17 protein-coding genes are annotated in these 24,876 nt (G+C 62.8%); 7 read left to right on the plus strand and 10 right to left on the minus strand.

Features of this window, described 5'->3' with window-relative positions; translation table 11 throughout:
* Positions 1 to 148 precede the first annotated feature (148 nt).
* The 6 genes from EU811_RS07345 to EU811_RS07370 form a co-directional block, all read right to left on the minus strand.
* Positions 149 to 1,900: a glycoside hydrolase family 35 protein gene (locus EU811_RS07345; protein ID WP_142937841.1), complete on the minus strand. Its 1,752-nt coding sequence runs from the start codon at positions 1,898 to 1,900 to the stop codon at positions 149 to 151.
* A gap of 16 nt (positions 1,901 to 1,916) precedes the next feature.
* Complete coding sequence (locus EU811_RS07350) at positions 1,917 to 2,624, minus strand: hypothetical protein (protein WP_223941007.1); 708 nt, start codon at positions 2,622 to 2,624, stop codon at positions 1,917 to 1,919.
* Positions 2,625 to 2,629: 5 nt separating this feature from the next.
* Positions 2,630 to 3,571, minus strand: a complete 942-nt coding sequence (locus EU811_RS07355; protein WP_142937843.1) for a carbohydrate ABC transporter permease — start codon at positions 3,569 to 3,571, stop codon at positions 2,630 to 2,632.
* Positions 3,571 to 4,497, minus strand: coding sequence for a carbohydrate ABC transporter permease (locus EU811_RS07360; RefSeq protein WP_142937844.1), 927 nt, complete (start codon positions 4,495 to 4,497; stop codon positions 3,571 to 3,573). The genes EU811_RS07355 and EU811_RS07360 overlap by 1 nt, the downstream gene beginning before the upstream one ends.
* A gap of 117 nt (positions 4,498 to 4,614) precedes the next feature.
* Positions 4,615 to 5,895, minus strand: a complete 1,281-nt coding sequence (locus tag EU811_RS07365) for an ABC transporter substrate-binding protein (RefSeq protein ID WP_142937845.1) — start codon at positions 5,893 to 5,895, stop codon at positions 4,615 to 4,617.
* Positions 5,896 to 5,973: 78 nt separating this feature from the next.
* Positions 5,974 to 6,987, minus strand: a complete 1,014-nt coding sequence (locus EU811_RS07370; protein ID WP_142937846.1) for a hydroxyacid dehydrogenase — start codon at positions 6,985 to 6,987, stop codon at positions 5,974 to 5,976.
* A 163-nt stretch (positions 6,988 to 7,150) separates the two neighbouring features.
* Here EU811_RS07370 and EU811_RS07375 point away from each other — a divergent pair, with 163 nt between their 5' ends.
* From EU811_RS07375 to EU811_RS07390, 4 genes are all read left to right on the plus strand, one after another.
* Positions 7,151 to 9,097 (plus strand): heparinase II/III family protein, encoded by a 1,947-nt coding sequence (locus EU811_RS07375; protein WP_238703331.1) that lies wholly within the window; start codon positions 7,151 to 7,153, stop codon positions 9,095 to 9,097.
* The gene (locus EU811_RS07380; RefSeq protein WP_142937847.1) at positions 9,094 to 10,245 is read left to right on the plus strand and encodes a LacI family DNA-binding transcriptional regulator; all 1,152 of its coding nucleotides are present in this window, start codon (positions 9,094 to 9,096) and stop codon (positions 10,243 to 10,245) included. The genes EU811_RS07375 and EU811_RS07380 overlap by 4 nt, the downstream gene beginning before the upstream one ends.
* Positions 10,245 to 12,128: a DUF2264 domain-containing protein gene (locus EU811_RS07385; protein ID WP_142937848.1), complete on the plus strand. Its 1,884-nt coding sequence runs from the start codon at positions 10,245 to 10,247 to the stop codon at positions 12,126 to 12,128. The genes EU811_RS07380 and EU811_RS07385 overlap by 1 nt, the downstream gene beginning before the upstream one ends.
* Positions 12,129 to 12,210: 82 nt before the next feature.
* Complete coding sequence (locus EU811_RS07390; protein WP_142937849.1) at positions 12,211 to 13,011, plus strand: GNAT family N-acetyltransferase; 801 nt, start codon at positions 12,211 to 12,213, stop codon at positions 13,009 to 13,011.
* Between the two features lie 4 nt (positions 13,012 to 13,015).
* On the opposite strand, the gene EU811_RS07395 is transcribed toward EU811_RS07390, so the two are convergent.
* Together EU811_RS07395 and EU811_RS07400 are read right to left on the minus strand one after the other, a co-directional pair.
* Complete coding sequence (locus EU811_RS07395) at positions 13,016 to 14,050, minus strand: Fic family protein (RefSeq protein WP_238703332.1); 1,035 nt, start codon at positions 14,048 to 14,050, stop codon at positions 13,016 to 13,018.
* 318 nt (positions 14,051 to 14,368) lie between these two features.
* A complete protein-coding gene (locus EU811_RS07400) occupies positions 14,369 to 17,884 on the minus strand; it encodes an Ig-like domain-containing protein (protein ID WP_142937851.1) in 3,516 nt (1,171 codons plus the stop codon).
* Between the two features lie 216 nt (positions 17,885 to 18,100).
* Here EU811_RS07400 and EU811_RS07405 point away from each other — a divergent pair, with 216 nt between their 5' ends.
* Both EU811_RS07405 and EU811_RS07410 read left to right on the plus strand, forming a co-directional pair.
* Positions 18,101 to 18,766, plus strand: coding sequence for a GntR family transcriptional regulator (locus tag EU811_RS07405; protein ID WP_142937852.1), 666 nt, complete (start codon positions 18,101 to 18,103; stop codon positions 18,764 to 18,766).
* A 10-nt stretch (positions 18,767 to 18,776) separates the two neighbouring features.
* Positions 18,777 to 19,949 (plus strand): MFS transporter, encoded by a 1,173-nt coding sequence (locus tag EU811_RS07410; RefSeq protein WP_142937853.1) that lies wholly within the window; start codon positions 18,777 to 18,779, stop codon positions 19,947 to 19,949.
* Between the two features lie 73 nt (positions 19,950 to 20,022).
* On the opposite strand, the gene EU811_RS07415 is transcribed toward EU811_RS07410, so the two are convergent.
* Positions 20,023 to 23,478 (minus strand): DEAD/DEAH box helicase, encoded by a 3,456-nt coding sequence (locus EU811_RS07415; RefSeq protein WP_142937854.1) that lies wholly within the window; start codon positions 23,476 to 23,478, stop codon positions 20,023 to 20,025.
* 165 nt (positions 23,479 to 23,643) lie between these two features.
* On the opposite strand from EU811_RS07415, the gene EU811_RS07420 reads away from it, so the two are divergent.
* Positions 23,644 to 24,492 (plus strand): DMP19 family protein, encoded by an 849-nt coding sequence (locus EU811_RS07420; protein ID WP_142937855.1) that lies wholly within the window; start codon positions 23,644 to 23,646, stop codon positions 24,490 to 24,492.
* Between the two features lie 85 nt (positions 24,493 to 24,577).
* Here the strand turns inward: EU811_RS07420 and EU811_RS07425 are convergent, their stop codons facing one another.
* Entirely contained in the window at positions 24,578 to 24,781 is a 204-nt protein-coding gene (locus tag EU811_RS07425; RefSeq protein WP_142937856.1) for a hypothetical protein, read from the minus strand.
* Between the last annotated feature and the right edge of the window lie 95 nt (positions 24,782 to 24,876).

A 24,876-nucleotide genomic window follows, 5' to 3' on the forward strand; every position in this document is an offset into this window, starting at 1 on the left:
AACTTGACGACCGCAAACCGTCTCTCACTTCGTAGCCGTTATGGCGCGACGCTCTATCACTCCTCTGAGAAGAGCGAGAGAGGGTTGCCGGGAAGGGCGTGGGATGTGAGAGACGGTTGGGTTCAAGCAGGTGGGATGTGAGAGAGGGTTACTTTTCGTCGGGGCCCAGGTCAGGCCCGACGGCGAAACTCACCTGGCGTGTGGCGCTTCCGTGGAGTTCCAGGATGGCGAGCTCGTTGGCACCTTCGCGGATCAGCGGACCGGGAACATAGAGCGTGCGCTGGGGCCCGCGGCTCCAGTACCGTCCGAGGTTGAAGCCATTGATGAAGGCGTTGCCCTTGGTCCAGCCGTCCAGGCGGAGGAAACGGTCGCCGGGGCCGTCGGCGTCGAAGGTCGCGAACGAAACAGATGGCCCAGCCACCCCGGCAGATGCGGAACCGCGGGGAAGAGTAACCGCTGCGGACCGGTAGGCCTCCAGCGAGTTCACATCAACAGCGCCCACTTCCCAGTCGATAATCTCCACACCGTTCAGCATCGCGGGACCGATCAAGCCCTTGGCCTCGCCGATCCGTTGGCCGTAGTTCACCCGGCCCTGGTCCTCCAGAAGAACCTGCAGACGGCCGCCGCCCGGGATGACAACAGCGCGTTCGCCCAAATCCCGGCTCAGGACGCCCACGGGCACGCCATCCAGGAAGAACTGTGCCCGGTCCCGTATTTCCGAGAAGGACAGCACTCCGCCGGAAGGCAGCGTGGCCTGGTAGAGGTAGAAGCCCCGGTAGGACCCGGTCACTTCCACCGGCGGTACCGGCCCGGGAACCGGCTGCGCGGCCACCGGAACGTCGAGCAAGGACACTGTGTGAGAGACCTTGAGCGAAGACTCCGGAACAGGCGTCCGGCGATGCGGCACCTCGGAAGGAACCGGGAAGTGCTTGGCAATGACGTCCCGGAACGCGAAGTACTTGGCCGTGGGTTGTCCGTCCTCGGAGAGCGGAGCGTCGTAATCGTACGAGGTGATGGTGGGCTCGTAAATACCCTTGTCGTTTGCCCCGTTGCTGAACCCGAAGTTGGTTCCGCCGTGGAACATGTAGATGTTCACCGAAGCCCCGGCGGTCAGCAGTGCATCCAGGTCGGCGGCGGAAGCAGCGGCGTCGGTGGTGTGGTGGTGGGTGCCCCAGTTGTCGAACCAGCCGTTCCAGAACTCTGCGCACATCAGAGGGCCGGTAGGCTGACGCTCCCGCAGGAACGCCAGCCGCTCATCCGCGCGTGATCCAAACGTTCCTGTCTTGTGGAGTTCGGGCAGTGAGCCGTCCTCGATCATGGTCCCGAATGGTTGGTCGCAGGTGAACAGCGGAACATCAACACCCAACCGTTTGGACAGGTCAACCAAGTGCTGCAGGTAGGCCTTGTCGCTGCCGTAAGCGCCGTACTCGTTCTCGATCTGGAACATGATCACGGGCCCGCCTTGGGTGATTTGCCGCGGCACCACAATCTCCAGCACGGACTCCATGTAGGAGGAGACGGCGGCGAGGTAGCCAGCTTCGCTGCTGCGCACTCCCACGCTGGGATCGGTGAAGAGCCAGGCAGGGAGTCCGCCGTTGTCCCATTCGGCGCAGATATACGGCCCGGGCCGCACGATGGCCTGCATCCCGGCGTCAGCCACCAGGTCCAGGAACCGGCTAAGATCCAGGCCGCCGTCGCACACAAAAGCGCCGGGAACGGGGGAATGCTCATTCCAGGGCACATAGGTTTCGATGGTGTTCAGACCCATCAGCCGGGCCTTCTCAATCCGGTCCGCCCACTGGTCCGGATGGACCCGGAAGTAGTGGATGGCTCCGGAGAGGATGCGGAAGGGCTGATCGTTCAGGAGGAAATCCTGGCGGCCGATTGCGAAGGTCTGCAACTAAAAATCCTAAAAATCAGGCCGAACGGAGAACGGCATGGAAAGCGAACGACGCATTGCTCCAGATCACGAACAGCAGCGGCGCCGGTGCCAGGGCAACGCCGAGAACGGGCTGCAGCACGGCAGCGGACACGATGATTCCCAGCAGGATCAGCATGGCGGCGCTGAGGTACCAGCGCTGCACCACCAGATACAGCGAGGCCTTCAGCACGCTCTTGAGCTTCGCATCGGGCAACAGCACGACGCCGGCAATCGCCGTGACGGTGAGGCTCACCGTCACGGCGGCTGCTACGACGATCAGAGGCACCAAAACTGCGGCGCCGGGGATGGCCTGGTTCTGGACGACGGCCAGGTCCACGCCGAGGAACATCAGGAGGCCCACCGCCCCGACGCCCAACAGCGCGGCCTTGCCGAAACTGCGTTTGTATCCCCGAAGGAAAGCGGCAACCGGCTTGACCGCACCGCCGTCGTCGTTCAAGGCCTTGAAGGCGGCGAAGATGCCGGCGAGCGACGGTGCGACGGTGACGGAGAGAGCCAGGAAGAAGGGCCAGGCCGCCGCCGGATCTGCAACCAGTGACAAGGAAAGTACCAACGGGGCATTGGCCACCGCCATCAGCACATTCCCGGCAAGGAAGGTGTAGATGAAACCGAAGATGCTGCCAAAAGCCTCGAACCCCGGGCTGGGGATTCGTCCTGCCAGGCCGCGCCGTTTTGTTCCACCCACAACACTCATCCTTTCATCCCGCTGGTGGCGATGCCCTGGATGAAGTAGCGCTGCCCGATCAGGAAGATGATGAGGATGGGGATTACGGAGATCACCGAGCCGGTCATGATCATGGCGTATTCGGCGTCGAACTGGCCCACGAAGGACCGCAGGCCCAACTGGACGGTCCAGAGACGGTTGGACGTGAGGTAGATGAACGGACCCATGTAATCGTTCCATGTGTTCACGAACGTCAGCAGCGCCAGGCTGGCCAGGGCCGGCTTGGACAGGGGCAGGATCACCCGCGCCCAGATGCCATACTCGCTCAGGCCATCGATCCGGGCGGCCTCGCAGAGCTCATCCGGGATGGTCATGTAGTACTGGCGCATCAGGAACACGCCGAACGCACCGAACGCCTGCAGGAGGATCAAGGCGTTGAAGCTGTTGGTGAGGCCCAGGTTCTGCATCATGATGTACTGCGGCACCATGTAGGCCTGCCACGGAACGGCAATGGTGCCGATGTAGGCGAGGAACAGGACATCACGGCCCGGGAATCGGACCTTGGAGAAACCATAGGCAGCCAACGAGCCCGTCAGGACCTGCAGACAGGTGATGATCACTGCCAGGTAGAGCGAGTTCTGCAGGTAGCCCATCATGGGGATACGGGTCCAGATGTCCGTGTAGTTGCTCCACACGAACTCCTGCGGAATCCATTGGATGGGAACGGTCAGGACCTGGTTGTTTTCCTTCAGCGAGGAGGACAGCATCCAGATGAACGGCACCATGAGTGCCACCACCAGGACCACCAGGACACCGTAAATAATGACGTTCGCGGTGCGCTTCTTTTGCTCCCGCGGGGACCGCTTGCGGTCAGTACGACGGCGGTCTTCCGCAGTGGGTGCGCCGTTCGGCAGCGGCGATGCGTCTGTCACATGAGTGGCTTTGAGGTCTTCGGCCATGTTGGTCATCAGCGTTCCCTCCGCTGTTGGATCTTGAACTGCAGGACGGTAACCGTCAGCACGATGATGAACAGGACCAGTGAAATGGCCGAGGAGTAGCCGAACTTACCTTCGCCGATGCCCTCCTGGTAGATCAGCTGGGACAGCACCGTGGTGGAGCGGCCCGGGCCACCGTTGGTCATGACCACAATGAGGTCGAACACCTTGAAGCTGGAGACCGTCAGCATGACCACCACAAAGAACGTGGTGGGACGCAGGGACGGAATGGTGACGTTCCAGAAACGCTGCCAAGCGCTGGCACCGTCAACCTCGGCAGCTTCGTACAGTTCGGTGGGGATCGCCTGCAGGCCGGCCAAGTACAGCACCATGTAGTAGCCCATATCCCGCCACACACTGGTGATGATCACAGCCGGCATGGCCCAGTCCGAACTGGAGGTCCATCCGGGAGGGTTGGCGATTCCTATGGCACCGAGGAACTGGTTGATGGGGCCGCTGTCCGGGCTGAACAACATGTTCCAGACCACGGCCACTGCCACCAGCGAGGTGATGTACGGGAAGAAGATGGCAACCCGGAAGAAGCCGATGCCCTTGAGCTTACGGTTCAGCAGCATGGCCAGTAGCAGTGCCAGGGCCATGGTCAGCGGGACGTGCCCCAAGGCGTAAACAACAGTGTTTCGCAGCGCGATCCAGAAGGAGTCGGAAGCGAACATGCGCTCAAAGTTGGCCAGGCCAATCCATTTTGGAGCGCTGAACGAGGTCCATTCCATGAAGGAGAGCGCGAATGCGGCCACGACTGGAATGAGGGTGAAGGCCAGGAAGCCAAGGAAGTTCGGAAGGATGAACGTCCAGCCGATCAGCGTGTTACGCCGGGCTTGCTTCCTGTTGCCGCGGCTCTGCACGGGGGCAGGTGCCTGGGTGATTGTTTCTGTAGTCATGATGACCGCTCCCGGGGCGGGGGCGTTCCTCCATTTCAGGATCCGGAGAGTTCAGATCCGGTGCCGGTGCTGCGCCTGACGGACGCAGCACCAGGACCGGGGGAGTGTTACTGGGAGCTACTTGCCCAGAACTTCGCTCGTGACGCGCTTGCCCATCTCGGCGATGCCATCAGTGACGGAGCGCTCGCCCACCATGATCAGATCATGTTCCTGGTTGAGGATCTTGTCCGTGGCGGCCGACTTGTCGCTGACAGGCATTTCCAGCTCGGTGGTGTCCGGCGTGAAGGCCTTCTTGGACAGCTCATCCGTGGGCATGCCATCGAGCTTGAAGTACTCAGCGGTGATGGAGTCGTTCTGCAGCGCCGGAACTACGCCGATCTTTGAGATCGCCTTGGCGCCTTCTTCGCCTGCTGCCCACTCGATGAACTTCTTGGCTTCATCGGAGTGCGTGGCGTTCTTGTTCACGGCGAAGGCCGTGGGCGAACCGAACGTGGTGACCTTGCCGTCGTCGTTCTTCTGCGGCATGGGAGCCAAGCCCCAGTTGACGTTGGTCTTGCCGTCCTTCTTGGCCTGCAGGATGCCGGCGATGTACCAGGTACCCATGGGCATCATGGCTGCCTGGCCTGACTCGAACATGGTGCGGTAGCTGGTCTTCTGGCTCTTGGCGGTGCCGAAGTCCAAGGTGGCGCCGGACTTCTGCAGGTCCAGAGCGGTGTTGTACTGGTCCTGCATGAAGCCGTAGTCGCCGCTGTTCTGGTCAGCGCCGTTCTGTGCTGCCGCGATGGCCTGGACCACCGAACGCCAGATGTGGTGGTAGGTGCCGTAGGTCTTCTTGCCGCCAGCCTCGGTGGAGAGCTTCTTGGCGATCTCCGTGTACTTCTCCCATGTCAGATCCTTGGGATCTTCAATTCCGGCAGCCTTGAACAGATCCTTGTTGTAGTACAGGAGCCAGAAGTCCTGGCGGTAGGGAGCTGCGTAGTACTTTCCGTCAATGTTGAAGGCATCCGTGCCGGCCAGGTTGTCCTTGCCCAGCTTGTCCACCACGCTGTTGATCTCCTGAAGCTGGCCGTTGTTGGCGTAGCGGGAGTAGTCAATGACGTTCTTCATGGTGAGGACGTCAGTGGTGTCGCCGCCGGCAAGCATGGTGGTGACTTTCTGGGGGTAGTCATCGGCCAGGATGTCCACGGGTTCAATGTCAACGTTGGGGTTGGCGGCCTCGTAGCTGTCAAAGAGGGCCTTGAACTCCGGGGTGCCCTCGTAGTTCCACACCGAGACGGTCAGCCGGGTCTTGCCTTCGGCCGCCTGCGGTTCGGCGGGACCGGCAGCGCCGGCACAGCCGGTGAGTCCGAGCCCTGCAGTCACCGCAAGGGCGATTGCGGCGAGGGTTGTGCGCTTCATTGCGTTCTCCTTTAGTACTGGTTCTTAAGTTTGCCGTAGGTGCGGCTTTGTTTTAGTGCCGAGGTGTTCTTGAGGAAGCTAGGCGCTGAGGCCGAGGTCCGCGTGGACCACTTGGGCCAGGAGGTCCTTGCCGGCGAGGTACCGTTCAAGGTCATCCAGTGCGGCATCGGACATCCGCCTGGTTTCGGTCCCAAGCGAACCTGCGATGTGCGGGGTGAGGATCACGTTGGGGAGACTGTACAGGGTGGAATTTGCGGGCAGTGGCTCGGGTTCCGTGACATCCAACAGGGCGGTGATACGTCCGGTGGCGCATTCTTTCTCGAGGGCTTCAGTGTCAACGAGCGAACCGCGGGCGGTGTTGATAAGCGTCGCATGGTCCTTCATGGACTGCAGCTCCGCGGTGCTGATCATGTTGCGGGTTTCCGGAAGTGCGGGCGCATGAATGGTGACGACATCGGACACCGGCAGGAGTTCCTGAAGGCTGACCAGCGTGCCGCCTGCTGCCGCAACTTCAAGCGGATCTGCATAAGGATCGCTCACCAGGCAGGTGACGTCCTGGAGCTGCTGGACAAGCTGGACTACCCGGCGGCCAATACGGGAGAACCCGATGACGCCGATGACCCGGCCGATGTTCCCCAGCTCCCCGCGGTCGCCGATGTAGCTCCAGTCGTCCCGGTACATGCGGGCGTCGTTGGCCAACACATGGGCCTTCTTGCCGGCCAGGACTATTGAAGCGAACGTGAACTCGGCTACGGGGATTGCATTGGCGTCGGCACCGTTGGTGACGGTGATGCCACGATCCCAGAGTTCCTCGCTGACGAAGCTGCGCACTGTTCCTGCACAGTGGAAAACTGCCCGGAGTTTGGGCATGCGCTCCAAACGCTCGGCGTTGAGCTGCGGAACTCCCCAGCTGGTGAGGAGAATTTCCACCTCTTCCAAACGGCCCGTCAGCTCCGGGGCGTCCAAGGAATCCGTCCACGGCTGATCACCGAGATCCACCATTCCCGCCAGCCGCTCCAGTCGCGTGGAATCGAACTGATCAGCAAAGGTTCCGCTATTCATGACCAGCAGTGCCTGGGGCTTGAGCGACATTGAGGGGATCCTCCTTTCGAAACTAACAGCGGTCTGTTCGACCGTGATTTATGTGTTGCATCACATCTAATAATCAGTACATACTCATAAACAAGACAGTTCATTCAACTCAATCGAGCTTGATCTAAAACGTTCAAACTCGAACAAATGGGAGAGAATTCCTATGGCAACCGGCACCGCCGCCGTTCAAGCGCCACCCCTCCTGAGTGCATGGGGTTCCAGTGCCAATGCCTCCGCCTTGATGGAGTCACTCCGCGGCGCCCGTGATCGCCTTACCGTTCGTCCAGCGTCCGACGGCGGATGGCAGCTCGCTGCTGACAACTCCCTGTCCGAGCTCCGCACCCAAGCGGATGCCGAGAAGGGTAGCCCATGGCCGCAACCGCTGGTCTCGCACTACGCCCGCTACTTCCGCGATGGAAACCGCACTGCCTATGAGGGGCTTGTGGCGAGCCGACAGCAGCGGCTCACACGCGCCGTCGTGATGGCCTTGGTCGATGACGGACCCGGCGGCGACTGGCTCGACGAAGTGATCGACGGCGCCTACCTCCTCTGCGAACAGAGCTCATGGAGCTGGGCTGCCCACGATGACGTGTTTACGCGCAACGGCGACGTTGTTCCGGACCGTTCCCGCCCGTACCTGGACCTGGGTGCAGGGGAAGTGGTGGCGCAGCTGGCGTGGCTTGACCATGTCCTGGGTGCTCAGCTTGATGAACGGGCACCCGGGTTGCGGAAACGTCTTCGCGAGGAGGCTAACGAGCGAGTCATACGCCCGTTTCTGGACCGGCTCGACTGGCACTGGCTTGGGTTGAACGGCGATGTCCACAACTGGAACCCGTGGATCCACTCGAACATCGTCGTGGCAGCGCTGGTGCTGGTGGACGATCCGCAGTTGCAGGCGAGGGTCGTTGCCCGCTGCATCGAGGGGTTGGATCGCTTCCTCGCCTCCATCCCGGCAGACGGCGCCATAGACGAAGGGTTCGCCTACTGGTGGAACGGTGCAGGCCGTGCACTTGAGGGCCTTGCAGTGTTGGAGGAGGCCAGCAACGGTGTCCTGAACCCGGACCTGCCCGTGATCAGTGCACTGGTTGCTTTCCCGCACCGGATGCACTTGGGACACCGCTGGTTCCTTAACGTCGCCGACGGACCTGCCCGGGCACACGATGGGCTCCCGTGGGGGATGCTGCACCGTTGGGCTGTGAGGCTTGGGGATTCCGAGGCCGCCGCGCATGCCGCAACCTTTGCCGCCGTCGAGCCTGAACCTCAAGCAGCCGCCGGCCTGGGCCGCGTCCTCACCCAACTAAGTAGCAGCACAGCGCGTTTTGAGCCCCCAAAACGCGCTCAGCTGCGACCTGGCTGGGGGACGTACCTGCCGTCAGTCCAGATCATGGTGGCGCGGCAAACCCCGGGCTCCTCCGCCGGGCTGACCCTCGCGGCCAAGGGCGGGCACAACGGCGAACACCACAACCACCGGGATGTTGGCTCCGTGGTGGTCGCCGTGGACGGCGTGCCCTTGTTGGTGGACGCCGGCCAGCCCACGTACACCGCCCAAACGTTCGGACCTGATCGGTATCAGATTCGGGCCATGCAGAGCGCCTGGCATTGCGTGCCCGCGCCGTTCGGGCTGGAGCAGGGGACAGGGCCCTCGTTTGCGGCAACCGTTGTGCAGGAGCCCACCCCGGAGGAACCGACCCTCGCCCTTGGTCTCGGAGCTGCTTACGGCCTGGAACACGCCGAACAGTGGATTCGCACCTCGCTGATGAACCGCGAGTTGGGCAACGTGGTCATTGATGACCGCTGGAACCTCGCAGCGACTCCGCCCGAAGGAACGCCCGACGTCGACATCACCTATCTGGTTGCCGGCGCCGTCCGCGTTGGTACAGACGCGACCGCGACCATCACCTCTGTCGGAATTCCGACAGTCAGTAGCCCCGTGGGATTGCGCTTGCGATGGAAGCCGGCCACCGCCGTCGTACTGGTGGATGAATGGCTCCTGGACGATCCGCTCCTCAGCGATATCTGGGGCGCAAAACTGACCCGGCTCCGTTTTCGCATGCCGGCCGAAAACCGCGCTTCCGGCGCATTCACCCTCACCGTGGAGGCAACATCTTGAGTTCCGAACAGACCCCCGAAGTGGGCGGAAAGTCGCTTTTTTCGCTGCAACGTCGTGAGCGGCTCATGGAGGAGCTGCGTGCCCACGGGGCCATCACAGTGCGCGACATCGCCGCGAAGCTGGGCGTCAGCGAGCTGACCATCCGGCGCGACGTGAACACGCTCGCCGACGAAGGCCTGGTGTCACGTGTTCACGGCGGTGCCACGCTGCCCAGCCCGTTGGATCGATCGGCGGCCGTGGGGCGGCCATCGGCGCACAGTTACTCCATTGGCATGGTGGTCCCGTCATTGGACTACTACTGGCCGCAGGTGATTTCGGGGGCACGCGGGGAGGCCGAGGTGCAAAATCTCCGTATCCTGGTGCGCGGCTCGGCTTACGATGCCGCAGATAACCGCCGCCAGGTCCAGGCGCTCCTTGATACGCAGAACATTGACGGCTTGATCGTGGCCCCGGATATGGGTGGTGAACATGGCAAGGAGCTGCTCCGCTGGCTGAACGCCCTGCCCATCCCGGTGATCATGGCTGAGCGTCGGGCGCCATCGGAGATTCCCTCACACCGCCTCGAGTGGGTCGCGACGGATCACTCCTTCGGTGCGGGCATGGCCGTGCGGCACCTGTGGCAGGAGGGGCACCGGATGATCGGCTGCCTCACTGATTCCACGAGCCCCACCAGTCCTCACGTGGTCCGCGGGTGGAAGCAGGCCTTGGCTGCCCTGAAGATTCCGCTGGAAAAGTCCATCCATGAGGACTCGGCCAAGCTGGACAACGGTGACCGGGCCAAGCACTTTGATCGGGTCTTGGAGCTCTGCCGATCCACGGGAACAACGGCCATGCTGGTGCACTCGGATACCCAGGCCGTGGCGTTCGTGCAGCACTGCGTGGACCGCGGCGTGGATGTGCCCGGCAGCATGGCGATCGTGGGATACGACGACGAAGTTGCCTACCTTGCCGAGCCCGCGATCTCCGCGGTTCGGCCACCCAAGAGCTACGTGGGCAAGGTGGCTGTGCAGTTGATGGCCGCACGCCTGGCCGAAGGAAGGATGCGCCCTGTGCACCGGATCGACCTGAACCCTGAGTTGATAGTCCGCGATTCGTCATTGGGGGCGCCGCGGGGGCTCGCCGGAGTTGTGCTGGAGGATTCGCTCTGATGCTTTTGCCCCCTCTTGACCACAAGCTTTCCCCTCTCACCGGCCTGACCCGCGAGCACTGGTGCGCGTATGCGGATTACCTCCTCCGTTCCGCCCACCGTTTTGGGACCGAGGACCACGCCAATATCCACCTTCCCGGGGCCAACAGCCGGTACGGCCCACGGAGTGATTCGTTGGAAGCCTTCGCCCGGACGTTCCTTTTGGCCTCGTTCCGGATTGCCGGGGACCCGGGCAACACGGGCTGGATCGCCGAGTGGTATGCCTCCGGCCTCGACGCCGGGACCAACCCAGCGAACCCTGACCGCTGGCCGACGCCAGGTGAGCTGGGGCAGGCGAAGGTTGAGGCGGCGTCGTTGGCTGTTGGCCTGGCGTTGACCCGCGATGTGCTGTGGGACAAGCTGCCGGAGCGCGTCCAGGAGCAGCTCATTGCCTGGTTCGAGACGGTGATCGGCGAGGAGTACCCGCCCATCAACTGGGTGTGGTTCCAAATTGTGGTGGAGACGTTCCTGGCTTCGGTTGGTGGCCGGTATTCCGACGAGGACATCGATGCCGGGCTCGCCATCCACGATTCGCTGTACCGGGGCGGTGGCTGGTTCGCGGACGGGCCAGAGCGTGCCTACGACCATTACGTCGGCTGGGCGTTCCAGGTGTATCCGCAGCTCTGGGCGCTGATGGCGCCTTCTGATCCCCGGGTTACCGCGCGGAAAACGCTCGACGGCGATCGGCTGGCTGACTTCCTGGACGACGCCGCGTTCCTCGTCGGCGCGAACGGAGCTCCGCTGATCCAAGGCCGGAGCTTGATCTACCGGTTCGCGGCCGCGGCACCATTCTGGGTGGGGGAGTTGTCCGGGCACACGCGTTTGGCGCCTGGTCTTTCCCGGCGCGCGGCGTCCGGGATGCTCCACTACTTTGCCCGGCATGGATCGATCACCGAGGACGGGCTCCTGTCCATTGGTTGGCACGGAGAATTTGCAGGCATGAAGCAGGCCTACTCCGGATTTGGCTCGCCGTATTGGGCAGCGAAGGGGATGCTCGGATTGGCAATGCCCGCCGATCACCGGGTGTGGACTTCCGTTGAAGAGCCCTTGCCCGTTGAAGTTGCCGACACTCAGCGGCTGATCGCGGCTCCGGGCTGGCAGGTTGATGGAACTCGTGCCGACGGTGTGGTCCGGATCCGGAACCATGCCACGGATCACGCTGTTGTTGGAGCCGTGGTGGCTGATTCGCCCCTCTACGCACGGCTTGGCTATTCGACGCACACGTTCCCTGACTTGGTACCGGAGTCCGTGGACAATGCGGTGGCGTTTGTTGATTCCTCTGGCCGGCTGACGCATCGGACGGGTTTTGAGCACCTCGGCTCGTTCTCCGAGGACGGCTTCCAGGTGGGGGCGTCCCGGTTCACGGCTCATTGGATTGAACCCGATCCCGACGCCGGCCCGGATCACGGCAGCGGCGTCGCCGGCACTGCGACTCCTGGGCCGTCGGTGACGGTGGTTTCGGTGACGCGCGGGGCCGTTGAGCTTCGCCTGGTACGTGTTTCCGGTGCTGGGGATTCGGGTGGCTCCCTCCGGATAGGCGGCTGGCCGGTGGATGTTGCTTCGTCCGTGGTCAGCTCGGTGCTTCCCGTTCCGGGATACGGGGTGGGCCTGGACTCGTCAGGCACGTTCGTCCGCCCCGGCACCCACCCCATGGGCTCGGAACTCACTATTCCATGGGTATGCACGGCGGGCACCGCGCACGACGGCGACTACGCCGCCGTCGTGATCCTCGCCGGCGAAGGAGGTGCTTCGCCGGATGCAGGTGTTACGTATGCCGATGGACTCTTCGAATTCCCGGACGGCACGCGCCTCGCCGGTGATCTGCTTGCCCGATTCGATGCCTAGCTGCCGAACGTGCCGTGCGCACGGCACAGTGCGCAGGGAGCCCTCGAATTGGGTTCCTCCCGGGCTGCAGTAGGCTCGCGGGATGACGGATTCCGACACCAAAGCACGGCTTCTCGCAGCCTACGATCAACAACTGCGCACCGATGCCGAGACTCCGAGTGCCCTAGCGGTCAAAGAACTTGGCCCGCTCCGCTTGGTGAAGTTCCTGGGCGGCCGTGGTTTCATCACCTACCAGGACCTGGCCGGCGCGGATGAGCAGGGTATCCGCGGCCTTGTGGAAGCGGCGGTTTCCCACTTCGAGGGCCAGCCGGCCATCACCAAGGTCGAGTGGAAGACCCGCGGGCATGACCACGCACCCGGCCTCCACGAAGCCCTCATCGCCAACGGCTTCACGGAGGATGACCCGGAATCCATCATGATCGGCGAGGCCCGGGCTTTGAGCACAGCTGTGGCACTTCCCCACGGTGTGGCCCTCCGGGAGGTGACGGATGAAGCCGACGTTCGGGCCATGAGCGCCATGCAGGACGAGGTCTTCGGCGAGCCGGTCTCAGACGAGATGGCGGATGCCCTGCTGCACCGGCTCTCGCTGGATGACGGGATGCAGTTGTGGGTGGCGGAGGCTGACGATCAGATCGTCAGCGCAGGACGCTTGGAGCCAGTGCCCGGCACAGCCTTCGCCGGGATCTGGGGTGGTGCCACCAGAGCAGAGTGGCGCGGCAAGGGGATCTACCGGGCATTGACGGCCCGCCGCGCGCAGGCCGCACTGGAGATGGAAAAGACCCTCATCCACAGCGACTCCACGGAATTCTCTCGACCAATCCTCGAGCGTTCGGGACTGCTCAAGGTCTCGACGACGACGCCGTACCGCTGGGCGCGGAGCTGAAAGCTTAGACGGCTTTGGCGGCCAACCGCCTGTTCAGTCGATCTACCTCATCCAAGACTTCCATCGCTGCCCAAGCGCGATTCCGCTGCGATTGCGAGACGAGGGACAGTACACCGGCTTCGGTCATTCGGTTCAGGGTTTTGTATATGGACGTTTCCTCAACACCAGCGATGTATGCTGCCCGGTGCGCTTCGAAAACGGGCTGTTCCAGCAGCCAAGGGATGAGCTTTGCTTCCGCAGAGTTTTTCCTGGGGCGGAGCAAGTCGGTCCACAATGCCGGGAGCTCATCGAGAGCCGCGACCGATTCACTGGCGGCTTGGGAAGCACGCATCGCTGACTTTGCCAGATAGAGGACGAATGGATCCACGTCACCGTTGCGGTAATTGTTTAGTAAGGAAAAGTAGGTCTCCACGTCCGCTACCATCGCAGAGGCTATGGGAGTGACCGTGTTCTTGGTCAGTCTTCTACGACGTGAAATTGAACCGATCAGAGCACGTCCTATGCGGCCATTACCGTCGGTAAAAGGGTGGATGGACTCGAAGTGGGCATGGGCAATGGCCGCCTGCGCCACGATGGGGATGTCCTTCCGGGCACAGAATGCCATGAGGTCGTCCATGAGTTCGGGTACCAGCGCCGGGGGAGGGGGAACGTGGATGGCTCCTCGAGGTGAATAGTCACTTCCGCCGATCCAATTTTGCACATCCCGGAATGAACCAGCGTTGTGCCCGTCCATTGGGTCATCTTTCATCAGGGCCTTGTGGGCCTTAAGCAGAGCCTCCACACGGACCTCGCCAGTGTCCCCCGCATCGCTGATCATGCTCTGCACGGCCTCCGCTGCTGCGACCATGGATCTCGCTTGATCGGTGGCCTTCAGCCCGATCATGGCACGGGCGTAGTCGTTTCGATTGGCGTCGACGTGTTCGATCTTTGAAGAGGAGACCGCTTCGCTTCGCAGCAGAAAGCCGCTGATGGCAGCCATGCGAGAATCCGCCGACACGTCCAACGATGCGACGGCAACAGCGGCCTCTTCGAGTGCCACGATCGTTTCCCGGCTGGGTTCGAACCAAAGCCCCGCAATTTTGGGGGGAAGTGAAACTTCGACTTCGGTGAACAAGCGGTCCTCCCGTGGGGGACGACCTGACGATTTCCAGGGCATGACCTTGTTTCCATGCGCCGGCCAAGCTGCCAAGAGGTGCTCCAAAGCCTAGTAGGGTGTCCTTTACTGTTATTTTAGCCTTTAAATAACAGTAAAGGACACGTAGCTGTTCATTTGCCCGTCTGCATCCCACTTGTGTGAAGGCACAGTGAGGCCCCTCAGGATCAGAATCCCAAGGGGCCTCACTAGCTCAGAATTTTCTTATTTCCCTGCCGCGAAGCTGCTCACGCACTGCCCCTGATTGGCGAACACGGGCTGAGGGCTCGTCTTCCAGCCGTCGCTCTTGCACGCGTCCTTCCCCGTGGAGACCGTCACGCGGTAGACCTTCGTGGTGCCGTCCGGCGCCGTCACGGTGACTACCGCCGTCGGGTTCTCAGCGGTGGGCTGCTGGACCGTCACCTTGGCGTTCGTGTCCAGCGGGTAGCCGACGACGGCGGGAGTCGCCGTCGCGGTCAGTGCCCGGTAGTCGGTGGTCGCCGGGGCGAAGCCGACAACCGAGGATTGGTTGACGAGGAGCCTGCCAAGATCGGCAAGCCCTGCGTCGGCCAGGCGGGAACCGGCGATGGCCACGTCAGCGATCTTCGTGTAGGACGCCGTGGTCACGAACGAAACGCGGATCCCACGGGTGGTGACGGGGTCAAAGCGGACGGTGGCCGGTGATGAGAGCGAGAGTCCCGTGATGGTTCCCGCGGAGGTGTCCTTCCACGCTCCGGAAGCATCCTGGTACTGGACCTTGAGGCTCTGCGCTGCCTTCTCCGCGGAGGTAACGGTCACCGAGGAGACGGTGTAATCGCGGGTAAAGGTGTAGCTCAGGTTGTCGCCGGCCCGGCCGCCGCTCACCCAGTTGGACCAGCGCGTGGAGGCGTTGGCGTCGCAGGTGTTCTTCGCGATGTAGGAGCCCTCGGTGTAGCTTGCGGTGGCCGTGGTGGTGGGGTCGTCCTTGCAGATGTTGGCGACGGGCACACGGTCAACCACGATCACGGTCAGTGTTGCCGGGAGTCCGTTGGCGTTTCCCTGCACCGTAACGGTTCCCGGAGTTTGCAATGAGGAATCGGAGACTGAGGACCAGTCCCAGATCACCGCGAGTGGGTTCCGGGCGGGACCATCGGCGATCTGTCCGGGAACGCTGGCCGGAGCCAAGGCCTGTATGGAAGCCACCGATGATCCAACCCCAACGGTCACTGAAGTCGGATCCGTGACGATGTAGGAGCCGACCGTGACGGTCAAAACGGCCTCGAACGTTTGGCCGTAGGGGTCCACTCCGGAGCCGTACACGGTGACTTTGCCGGCCTTTTGCCAGGAGGCGGGATCCACGGGTGTCCACGTAACAGCCAGTGGTTTGCCGGGACCGGCCTCGTAAACGGGGGTGACAGTTGCGGGCAGGGCAGGTGCCGTACCCACGGGTGTGCTCATTTCAACGGGCGAGACACCCAGGAGCTTCAAATCCGCGATGTCCGTGAAAGCCCACGCCTGATGAGGGTTGGCCGATGCGGTGGCTGTGGTTCCGGTGGATGATGCCAGTGCCACGGATGCCCCTGCGGCAGTCTGGTTGCCGGAAACCTGCAGGGCAATCGCCGCCCCGGCGTTCACCAGGGACCACTGCTTGCCGTTCTCCGTGGTCACAATCCACTGTGCAGAAGGAGTGGCCTTGGCTTGCTCAAGAGTTATGGAAGCCAGGGAAGCAGCACCGCTTTGGCTGCCATTCAGCACTCCACCGTTGCCTGTAAGGACCCGTCCGTCTGCGCTGGAAACAACCCAGCGGCGATCGTTGGCGAAGTCATTCCCGCCAACGGCGTTGAACGTCCACATCTGCGGTGCCACGCCGGCAGCGTCCATACCCAGCTCCTCGATCGACGCCGTGCCGTTAGCTCGCGCCGTCAGGTACTTGCCGCTCGCCTCACCGCTGAGGTGGTAGCTGTGGCCGTCCTGCACGGGTGCGGCGTCCTCTGAAACTCCGCTGACGCCGTCGACGACGAACGTCACCACTGATGCAGCCGGAACCTCGAGCGTCGCGGACTTAGCCGCGGTGTCCACGGCCACGGGCGTACCCTTCACCAGGGCGTTCTTCTCGATGTCATCCAGCGGCGACTTGGTGGTGACCACGGGAGTGACCTTTGCACCGGGTGCGATTGCACCGAAGCGGCTGAGATCGATGGTGACCTTTTCCGGCGTCGGGGTGTCATTGAAGTGGACCAGTGTGGCGCCGTTGCCGTCGGCGCGGAGGGCGCTGGCGGTCTTGGCGTTGTCATTTTGGATGAGGAAGTCGCCGGGCAGGATGTAGTGCGTGAAGTTCCGGGTGGTGTTGTACTTCTGGTTGGTCAATACCTTGCATTTGGCGTTGTCCAGGGTGGCGCCATCGTTGATGCGGCGGTTGGAGAATCCTTCGCGGCCCTCGTAGTTGCAGTCGAAGTCCACGTAGATAGAGCCCCAGCCTTTGTCGGCCTTCTCTTGCTTGTACGTGTCCTCCACGGGCTGCCAGAACACCCAGGCGTCGGGCTCAAGTTCGCGGAGGTCGTTGACCATGCGGCCTGCGATGCCCAATCCGTTGGTGATGTTGGAGCGGTCCCAGCCGCTGGTGGAGTCGCCGAGCGCTGGGTTGCCCGTCCAGAAGCCCCCAACCTCACTCATCCACAGTGGCTTGTCCGTGGAGCTGGCGAGGTCCCGGACCCGGCGGCGATCATTGGTGCCGTAGGTGTGGACGTTGAGCTGCGCAACGGCGTCCTTGGCCTCCTGGCTGTAACCGTTCCAGTTGGTCATGAACTTGCTGGGATCCGTCTCGTCCATCGCGGAGATCACGGCGTCCGTGGTGCCTTTTTCGAGCTCGGCTGCCAGCAGTTTGGTCACGCGGTCCTGGGCAGCAGGGTAGATCAGCGCCCCCTCCTGCTTTTGCGTGTAGGTGGTGGGCGGCTTGCCGGTGGCAGCGTTGATGTCCGTGCCCCAGTAGCCGGAGTTTGGCTCATTGAATGGATCGATGGTGTCCACGGTGATGCCGCTGCCTTTTTCGAGGAGCTCGACGGCGTTCCTCATGTAGGCGGCGAACTTGGCCTCCGCTTCGGGCAGCAGATTCTCGCCCTTGGCGGTGTTCACCTGGCCGGACACGTAGCCGCTCTTGGTCATGAACCAGGGCGGGGAGTTGCTGAAGGCTTCCCAGTGCGTGATCTGCTGGTCCTCGGCCAGCCGTTCCACCCACCAGCGCTGGTTCTTGTCCGCGTCCGGGTTGTAGGAGGCGGGATCGTCCGGGTTCCAGGCCTTGAGGAACGCAAGCTTGTTGGCCTGCGTTGCGTCCACGCTGCCGTCAGGTTTGTAGAGGTTCGACGCCGGCTGGCCGGGTTGCGCTTGGGTCACCGGCTTCCACCATCCCTCCACAGCGCTGCCGTCATTGAGGTAGTTGGCAACGTCCGAGGCGTTGCCACCGCCCACGTTGTAACGGGCGATGTTGAGGTTCAGCCCGTTCTCGCCGAAGACCTTCTGGTACAGCTCCTCGCGCAGCTCGGGGGAGTAGCCCGCCGTCGCATTCGCGAACCAGACCAAGCTTGTGCCCCAACCTTCGAATGCCTCGCTACGGCTTGCCGGGTTGGGAGTGATGGTGACGGCGGTTGCGTCGGCTGCGTGTGCTTGCGGTGCAGTTGCCGGGCTGAGCGCAAGGCCGGCCGCTGCAGTAACGGCTGCCGCCAGCACTGCCACAGGCCTTCGGATTCTTCGAGCGGTAAACGCCATGGGTGGACCTCATCTTTGGGGTTTCAACGGGTGCTGCCCGGTTTGCGGGAAGCCCGGGCAAGCCGAGACTATGAGGCTCTTGGGGCCACAACAAGGCATTCGAACAGGCTCGTTCGTGGTCAGTCAGAAGTGGTCGCAGGTGTAACCCTTTGCGTGGTCCTCCAAGCTGGGTGTATAGATGTATACAAGTACACTTCCGAGCCGAGGTAGCGATATATGGCGGATCCACAACCACGAAACACAGGGGCACACGTCGTCTACGGCGAGCTGAAACGCCAGATCCTCAGTTTGGAACTCAAACCTGGTGCGCGAATCTACGAGCCCGCCATGGCCGCGGCCCTCCAAGTCAGCCGAACGCCACTGCGGGAAGCCATCCGGCGGCTTATTTCTGAGAGCCTGCTCGAGCAGCAGGCCACCGGGGGAGTTGTTGTTCCGACGCTGGAAAGGAGGGCGATTTCCGAGCTGTACGACGTCCGTGCCGCCCTGGAGTCGCTGATGGCTCGGGAAGCGTGCGCCAACGCCAGTGCCGCGGACCTTGAAGAGCTTCGGGGAATCGTGGCCCGCAATGCCGCGATGGTGGAGTTCGCCGATGAAGCCATGAAGTACGGGGTGGCCCTCCACGCAGCCATCGCCAGGATCGCCGGTAACTCCTGGGCCCAGCGCTTCCATGGGCAGATCAGCAGTCAGGTTGAACGCTACAGATACTTCACCAACAACGCTCCCGAACGCCGCGATGAGGCTCTCGCCAATCACCGGCTCCTGGTCGAGGCCATTGCATCCAAGGATCCGGAAAGGGCCGCAAAGATTGCCTTCGATCACGTGATCGGCGCACGTGATGAGACCTTGCGCGTCATCTCAAGCACCGGCCTGGTGGTCGAATGATCGGCGTCGAATGATCGGCGAACTTGGACGGCGTTCCTCCACCGCACTCCTGATTCACTCGGCACTCATCCAGGCCGTCACGTTCCTGGTCCGGCCCGCCACCACGTACCGCGCGCTTGAATTGGACGTTCCAGGGTTCGCTTTGGGTCTTCTTGCCGCGAGCTACGCGGTGTTCCCCCTGCTGCTTGCCTTGCCCATCGGCGGACTGGTGGACCGCCTCGGTGAGCGCAGGCTCATGGCCATCGGGGCCGCCGTCGTGCTGGGCTGTTCTGCGTTTCTGTTGTTCTGGGGGTCCTCGGTTCCGGCGCTCGTGGCCGGGACAGCGCTTCTGGGTGCGGGGCAACTGGCCTGCGTGGTGGGGCAGCAAGCGGTGGTGGCGAACAATGCTGCGTCCTCGCGCCTGGACTCTGCCTTCGGATATCTGACCTTCGCCGCATCGCTGGGCCAGGCATTGGGGCCGTTGGCCATTTCCGTGGTGGGCGGCGCGTCCGTTCGGCCGAATACGCAGGCCATCTTCGTGCTCGCCACGGCCATGAGCTTGGTGCTGTTCCTGACTACGTTCGTGATTTCGTCAAACGTCAGCAAAGGGAGGCGCACCGCCAAGGGCGGACCAAAGGGCAGTGCGGTCGCACTTCTCAGGACTCCCGGCGTCGTCCGTGCTCTGGCAACCAGCGCCACTGTCCTGGCAGTAGTGGATCTGACCGTTGTCTATCTGCCGGCACTCGGTGCTGAACGGGGCCTGACCGCAGCAACCGTGGGCCTCATGCTGACTGTTCGCGCCCTGTTTTCCATGGTTTCCCGGCTGGGTCTGGGCAGCATGTCCCGCAAACTGGGCCGGATGAAGCTGCTGGTCCTGAGCCTGGCCATCTCCACCGTTGCCCTGGGTGTCGCAGCCATTCCGATGCCGGAGTGGTTGCTGTTCATCGTCATGGCATTCCTCGGCTTAGGGCTCGGAATCGGTCAGCCACTGACCATGTCCTGGCTCTCGGCCCAAGCGCCCGAAGGCCAACGCGGGCGGGCGCTAGCCCTGCGGTTGGCTGGAAACAGGATTGGACAAGTGGTGCTGCCCAGCGCAATCGGCGTGGTGGCGGTAGGCCTCGGTGCGGCGGGCGTGTTCCTGGCATCCGCCGTTGCCGTGGGCGGAACCATGCTCCTGCTGCGGGGTGTGAGGCTGGACGACTGAACCCCTGCTGAGTTTTTGTACAGATAACGCGCTTATGGGGTGGCCTTAGGGGCATCAACTGTACAAAAACCAACTACTCCGCGAACAGCGCCGCGAGGTCGTCCGCCGTCAACGAGCCACCGGCCAAGGCATCGCCTTCCATCACGTCCGCGAACAGTTGTGATTTCTTGGCCTTCAGCGCCATGACCTTCTCCTCGATGGTGTCCTTCGCCACCAGCCGGTAGACCATTACGTTCCTGGCCTGCCCAATGCGGTGGGTGCGGTCCACGGCTTGGGCTTCGGACGCCGGGTTCCACCAGGGGTCCAGCAGGAACACGTAGTCTGCCTCGGTCAGGTTGAGCCCGAATCCACCGGCCTTCAGCGATATCAGGAACACCGGAGCGGCACCGTTCTTGAACTCGCTGACAACATCACCACGGTTGCGGGTGGAGCCGTCGAGGTAGCAGTACTCCACGCCTTCGGCATCCAAGCGCTCCCGGACCTTGCCCAGGAACCCGGTGAACTGGCTGAAAATCAGGGCGCGGTGACCCTCGGAAATGAGGTCTTCCAGCTGCTCGAACAGCACGTCCAGTTTGGAGGAGCGAACACCGGACAACGAGGAATCCACCAACGAGGCATCCAGACTGAGCTGACGCAGCAACGTCAACGACTGGAAGATAGTGAACCGGTTCTTGTTGACGTCGTCGATCAAGCCCAGGATCTTCTGCCGTTCGCGCTGCAGGTGCGTCTGATAAACCTTCTGGTGCCGCGGGTTCAGCACCACTTCAAGGATCTGCTCCTGCTTGGGCGGCAGGTCCTTGATGACCTGCTCTTTGGTGCGGCGCATCATGAGCGGACGCACACGACGCCGGAGCTTGCCCAGTTGCGCCGAGTCGCCGTTCTTTTCCACCGGCTTTTGGTAGTTCTCCGCGAACCGTTTGGGGCTCGGAAACAGTCCCGGAGCAACGATCGAGGTCAGCGCCCAGAACTCCATGAGGTTGTTCTCCAGGGGCGTGCCTGTGATCGCCAGCTTGAACCGCGCCGGCAGTTTGCGCGCGCACTGGTAGGCCTTGGACTGGTGATTCTTCACGAACTGCGCCTCATCGAGCATCAGCCCCGCCCATTGGAAGGAGGCGTAGGCATCGTAGTCAATGCGGAACAGGGCATAGGAAGTAATAACGACGTCGGCACCCGCCAACGCTTCGGCCGGCGACAACCCGCTCTTGGCGAAGGTTTCACCGACGGTACGCACTACCAATCCCGGGGCAAAACGCTGTGCTTCAGCCGCCCAGTTACTCACCACGCTGGTGGGCGCAACCACTAGGAAAGGAGCCCGCGGGGTTACCTCGGAAGAGTCGCCCTGAGCGGCGGCGGCAGTCTCCACGGCCAAGTCCTTCGCCGCGCAGATCAGAGCAATGGCCTGCACGGTCTTACCCAGGCCCATGTCGTCAGCCAGCACGCCGCCCAGGCTGTGCTTGTACAGGAAGCTGAGCCAATTGAATCCTTCGAGCTGATACGGACGCAGCTCAGCGTTAAGGCCAGCCGGGAGCGGAAGCCCGGTCACGCCGTCGTCGAGCAGCCCGCCAACGGCCTCGCGCCACGCGGCGGCCTGTTCGTCCACGATTCCCAACTGCGCCAGCTCGTCCCAGAGGCCTGCCTGGAAGCGGCTGATCTGCAGTGTGCCGTCCTTGTTGTCCGGGTTGTCCTGCAAGGACCGTGCTTCGTCAATCAGCGCCCGGAGTTGGTGCAACTCGGGAAGATCCAGTGAGAAGTAGGCACCGCTGGGCAGCAGCATGCGGCTCATTCCGGCGGCGAGCGCGGAGAAGACTGCGGCGAAAGAGACGGGTTCGCCTTCCAGCGTGATCACGATCCCGAGGTCGAACCAGTCGCCGCTTGCCGTTTCCTTCGTGGAAATGGACACCACGGGCGCTTCGGCGGCCTCACGGTAGTCGGCGATGTCGCCGGAGGTTTCCACCACGACGTCCGGCAGGTCCTTGAGCGCTGGCAGCACCTCTTCGGTGAACGCCAGTGTGTCCAGGCCACTGAGCTCAGCGGAGGCAGCTATTCGGGGCGCACCCCAGCCGCCCGTCGCCGATTCGGCCAGTGCGGGCACCACGTCCCACGGCCTCCCCAGCGACTCCAGAATCCGGGCTTCTTCAAGGTCATCGCGGTAGCCGCGATCGTCGGGGTGCCGCCACAACGGCTGGGCGGTGACGAGGGTGCCTGATTTGTAGTGCCATTCCCAGTGCAGCCGGACCTTGTGGTCCGTGCCGTAGTTGGCCAGCAGGGACAGGGTGGGCACAGCCAGCGTGGGCAGCTCCACCGATTCGTCCGCAGCCTGCACGGGCGTTGACTGCCGCAGCTTCGGGTAGAACGAGGTCAGGAACCGGCTCTCGTCCTCGGCCGGGATCTGCAGCGTTTGGCCATCCATGACGAATTCCAGCAACTCATCGCTGATGCCACCCTCGATGGGCGCAAGGGTGATGAGGTTCTTCTGCTGGGGCACGCCGGGCAGGGTTTCCCCGGAGTGCGTGAAGAAGATTCCGTTGGCCGGCTTGCCGAGGAAACCCACGGATCCGGGATCCACGGCTTCCCCGCCCAGGGTGACTGACGGCGCAAGCTGCAGGCCGCCGTCGGGCGCTTCGTGCTTTGCGGTGTCCGAATCGGTGGCCAGGCGCGCCAAACTGAGGCCGACGACGGCGGGTTGCGTCTCGACGCGAACGGGCTCGCTACCAGCGGAATGGATGAGTGGGATGCCGGCTTTGGTTGCCTCGGCGAGGAGGGTCCAGAGGTTTTTGGCGGCAAAATCGTTCAGGCTCAGCCACATGGCGCCGGAGGGTTGCTGCCGGCCGTTGCTTGAACCGTGCGCAGCCAGGAAAGTCTGAAGCCATTCGACGTGGACCTCGTTGAATTCGCGCCGGAAGCTAACGTAGCTGAGGTTGTTCCAGGAGACGTCGCCGCGGATCCATTTGCCCTTGGCACCCATCATGACCGGGCGCGCTTTGAGCTGGCGGACACTGCGCATGGGATCGCGTCGGCCCGTGTAGGAGAAGTGGGCCGCCGGCTCCTCAATCTCGAACTGAAGTGCCAACTGGATACCCGCCGCGCTGGGCGCTGTGCCGGGCTTGGTGATCAGCCTGTTGAGGGCTTGTTCCCAAGCAGGACGTGCCGAGCCGCCCTGCTGGCCCGAGCCAACCCGTGAGGTTTGAATGCCGGGGGCCTGGGAGAGAAGCTGGGCGCGGATGGTGGGGTGGTCCTCCGCCGTGAAGAGCAATGCGGCCACATGCTTGCAGTCCTTACGGACCGGGCAGCTGCAAATACCCACAGTGCAGCTCCAGCCGCTGGGCTTGCGAACCAGTTTTGCCGACGTCGAATACGGCTGCGGACCGGTACCGCGAACCTTGCCCATCAGGAGGCCTGTGGCCGCGTCGAAAGAAATCCCGTTCACGCGGCTGCCCATGGCATAGGCCAGTCCGGCCGCGAGCGAGCGGTCCGTGATGGCAGGAGTCTGAATGGCCAGTTCCCAGTTTTCGTCTGTGTGGGACGGCATGCGCAGGGCTACTTTCGGCAGGAGGATATCTGTTCAATCTTAGTCAGCAGAAAACGGCTCCCAAACTTCGCCCTCCGTTAACCTCATCCTCGATTGCCGCGCCGCTCCCGCGCGTACGTTGAAAGTGTCCGGAGCACCATCAGCTTTCAGCAGTGAGGATTTCCCTTGACTACCAACGAGTACCCCGTTGTCCTGAACAAGACCAGCTTCGAAGCCGGCAACGCGGATGTGGTGGATTCCAATGTCAACGTGGTGAACCACATGTACCAAGAGCTCCTCAACAGCGACGAAATTGCCACCGCTGCGCTCAACAGCTACTTTGTGGATTTCTACCTCACCCAGGCGTTGGCCGGCGGCTTCGCCCAATACGTCTTCACAGCACCGGAGCGTGAAGAAGTGGACGCTTTTGTGCGGTCAGGGCTTGAGGAAATGGGCGCCGTCCGCCACCTTGAGTTGTTCAACCGGACCGCGGCTGCCTTTGACGCACTGACCGAGGACGAAGCCGAGGCCTACCTCGACGGCGAATTGGACGAGTCCGAAACTCCGCCAGCTTCCGTGGTTGCCTTGGACGAGCTCGACGGCGAGTTTGAAGCGCTGTTGGAAGAAGAGGACATCATCGAACTCAGTGCCGCATACCTGCGCGATCAATCCGCCCTGCTGGTGCTCTCCGACGAAGAAATCGAAGAGCACATCGCCCAGCGCGTGGCCCTGATCCCGGACCTCGCAGAGCGCCAAGCCGAAGCAGACGAAGAGGCCCTCGCCAACGCCCCCGAGTTCGAGGTCATCATCCGCGAACTGTGTGACGTTGCCGGCTACGCCCTGGAAAAGATCACCATGGGCGACCCCAACTACGAGCACGACGGCGTCAAGACCCTCGCCTGGCACTTCGCCACCGACCACGGCGACTACCTCATGATCGAGGACGACGACGAGGCCTTCATGATCCACCCGGAGACCAAGGAAATCATCGCGGCCGTAGAGTTCGAAGAGTCCGAGGAATTCGCCGACGCCTAAGCCTTCTCTGCCGAGATCGCCGGAACGCTGCGGAATCGCCGTAGCGTTCCGGCGGTCTCGACGCGTTTCCGGCGAATTCGGCGCTCTAGCGTGGTCTGGCTTGGCGGAACTTAAGGAAGCCCCACACAATGGATGCCTGCCAGCAGACCAACAGGCCCACCCAGATCCAGTCCAGGCCACGCTCAGTGGCATTGATGATCATGGCCACGAGCCCCAAAGTCCACGCGAGTTCCTGCACCCCCAGGAACGTCAAGGTTGGCGTCTTTTTGCTGCTGATGTCCTGTGTCATGTCCTCTCCCCACTGAGTAGCCTGCAGTCTAGCGGACCCATTTGTGGGCATGGACCTCCGAGTTCGCGGGAAGCTCGCGTCTTCGTGCGGAGGCC

Source organism: Arthrobacter sp. TS-15, from assembly GCF_006964045.1.
Lineage (GTDB): Bacteria > Actinomycetota > Actinomycetes > Actinomycetales > Micrococcaceae > Arthrobacter.

Excerpts from the sequence above, each read along its gene's own strand:
- EU811_RS07405 (WP_142937852.1), top strand. The coding sequence starts at position 18,101 with ATGGCGGATCCACAACCACGAAACACAGGGGCACACGTCGTCTACGGC.
- EU811_RS07400 (WP_142937851.1), bottom strand. The coding sequence starts at position 17,884 with ATGGCGTTTACCGCTCGAAGAATCCGAAGGCCTGTGGCAGTGCTGGCG.
- EU811_RS07415 (WP_142937854.1), bottom strand. The coding sequence starts at position 23,478 with ATGCCGTCCCACACAGACGAAAACTGGGAACTGGCCATTCAGACTCCT.
- EU811_RS07370 (WP_142937846.1), bottom strand. The coding sequence starts at position 6,987 with ATGTCGCTCAAGCCCCAGGCACTGCTGGTCATGAATAGCGGAACCTTT.
- EU811_RS07425 (WP_142937856.1), bottom strand. The coding sequence starts at position 24,781 with ATGACACAGGACATCAGCAGCAAAAAGACGCCAACCTTGACGTTCCTG.
- EU811_RS07390 (WP_142937849.1), top strand. The coding sequence starts at position 12,211 with ATGACGGATTCCGACACCAAAGCACGGCTTCTCGCAGCCTACGATCAA.
- EU811_RS07360 (WP_142937844.1), bottom strand. The coding sequence starts at position 4,497 with ATGACTACAGAAACAATCACCCAGGCACCTGCCCCCGTGCAGAGCCGC.
- EU811_RS07410 (WP_142937853.1), top strand. The coding sequence starts at position 18,777 with ATGATCGGCGAACTTGGACGGCGTTCCTCCACCGCACTCCTGATTCAC.
- EU811_RS07375 (WP_238703331.1), top strand. The coding sequence starts at position 7,151 with ATGGCAACCGGCACCGCCGCCGTTCAAGCGCCACCCCTCCTGAGTGCA.
- EU811_RS07365 (WP_142937845.1), bottom strand. The coding sequence starts at position 5,895 with ATGAAGCGCACAACCCTCGCCGCAATCGCCCTTGCGGTGACTGCAGGG.
- EU811_RS07385 (WP_142937848.1), top strand. The coding sequence starts at position 10,245 with ATGCTTTTGCCCCCTCTTGACCACAAGCTTTCCCCTCTCACCGGCCTG.
- EU811_RS07355 (WP_142937843.1), bottom strand. The coding sequence starts at position 3,571 with ATGACCAACATGGCCGAAGACCTCAAAGCCACTCATGTGACAGACGCA.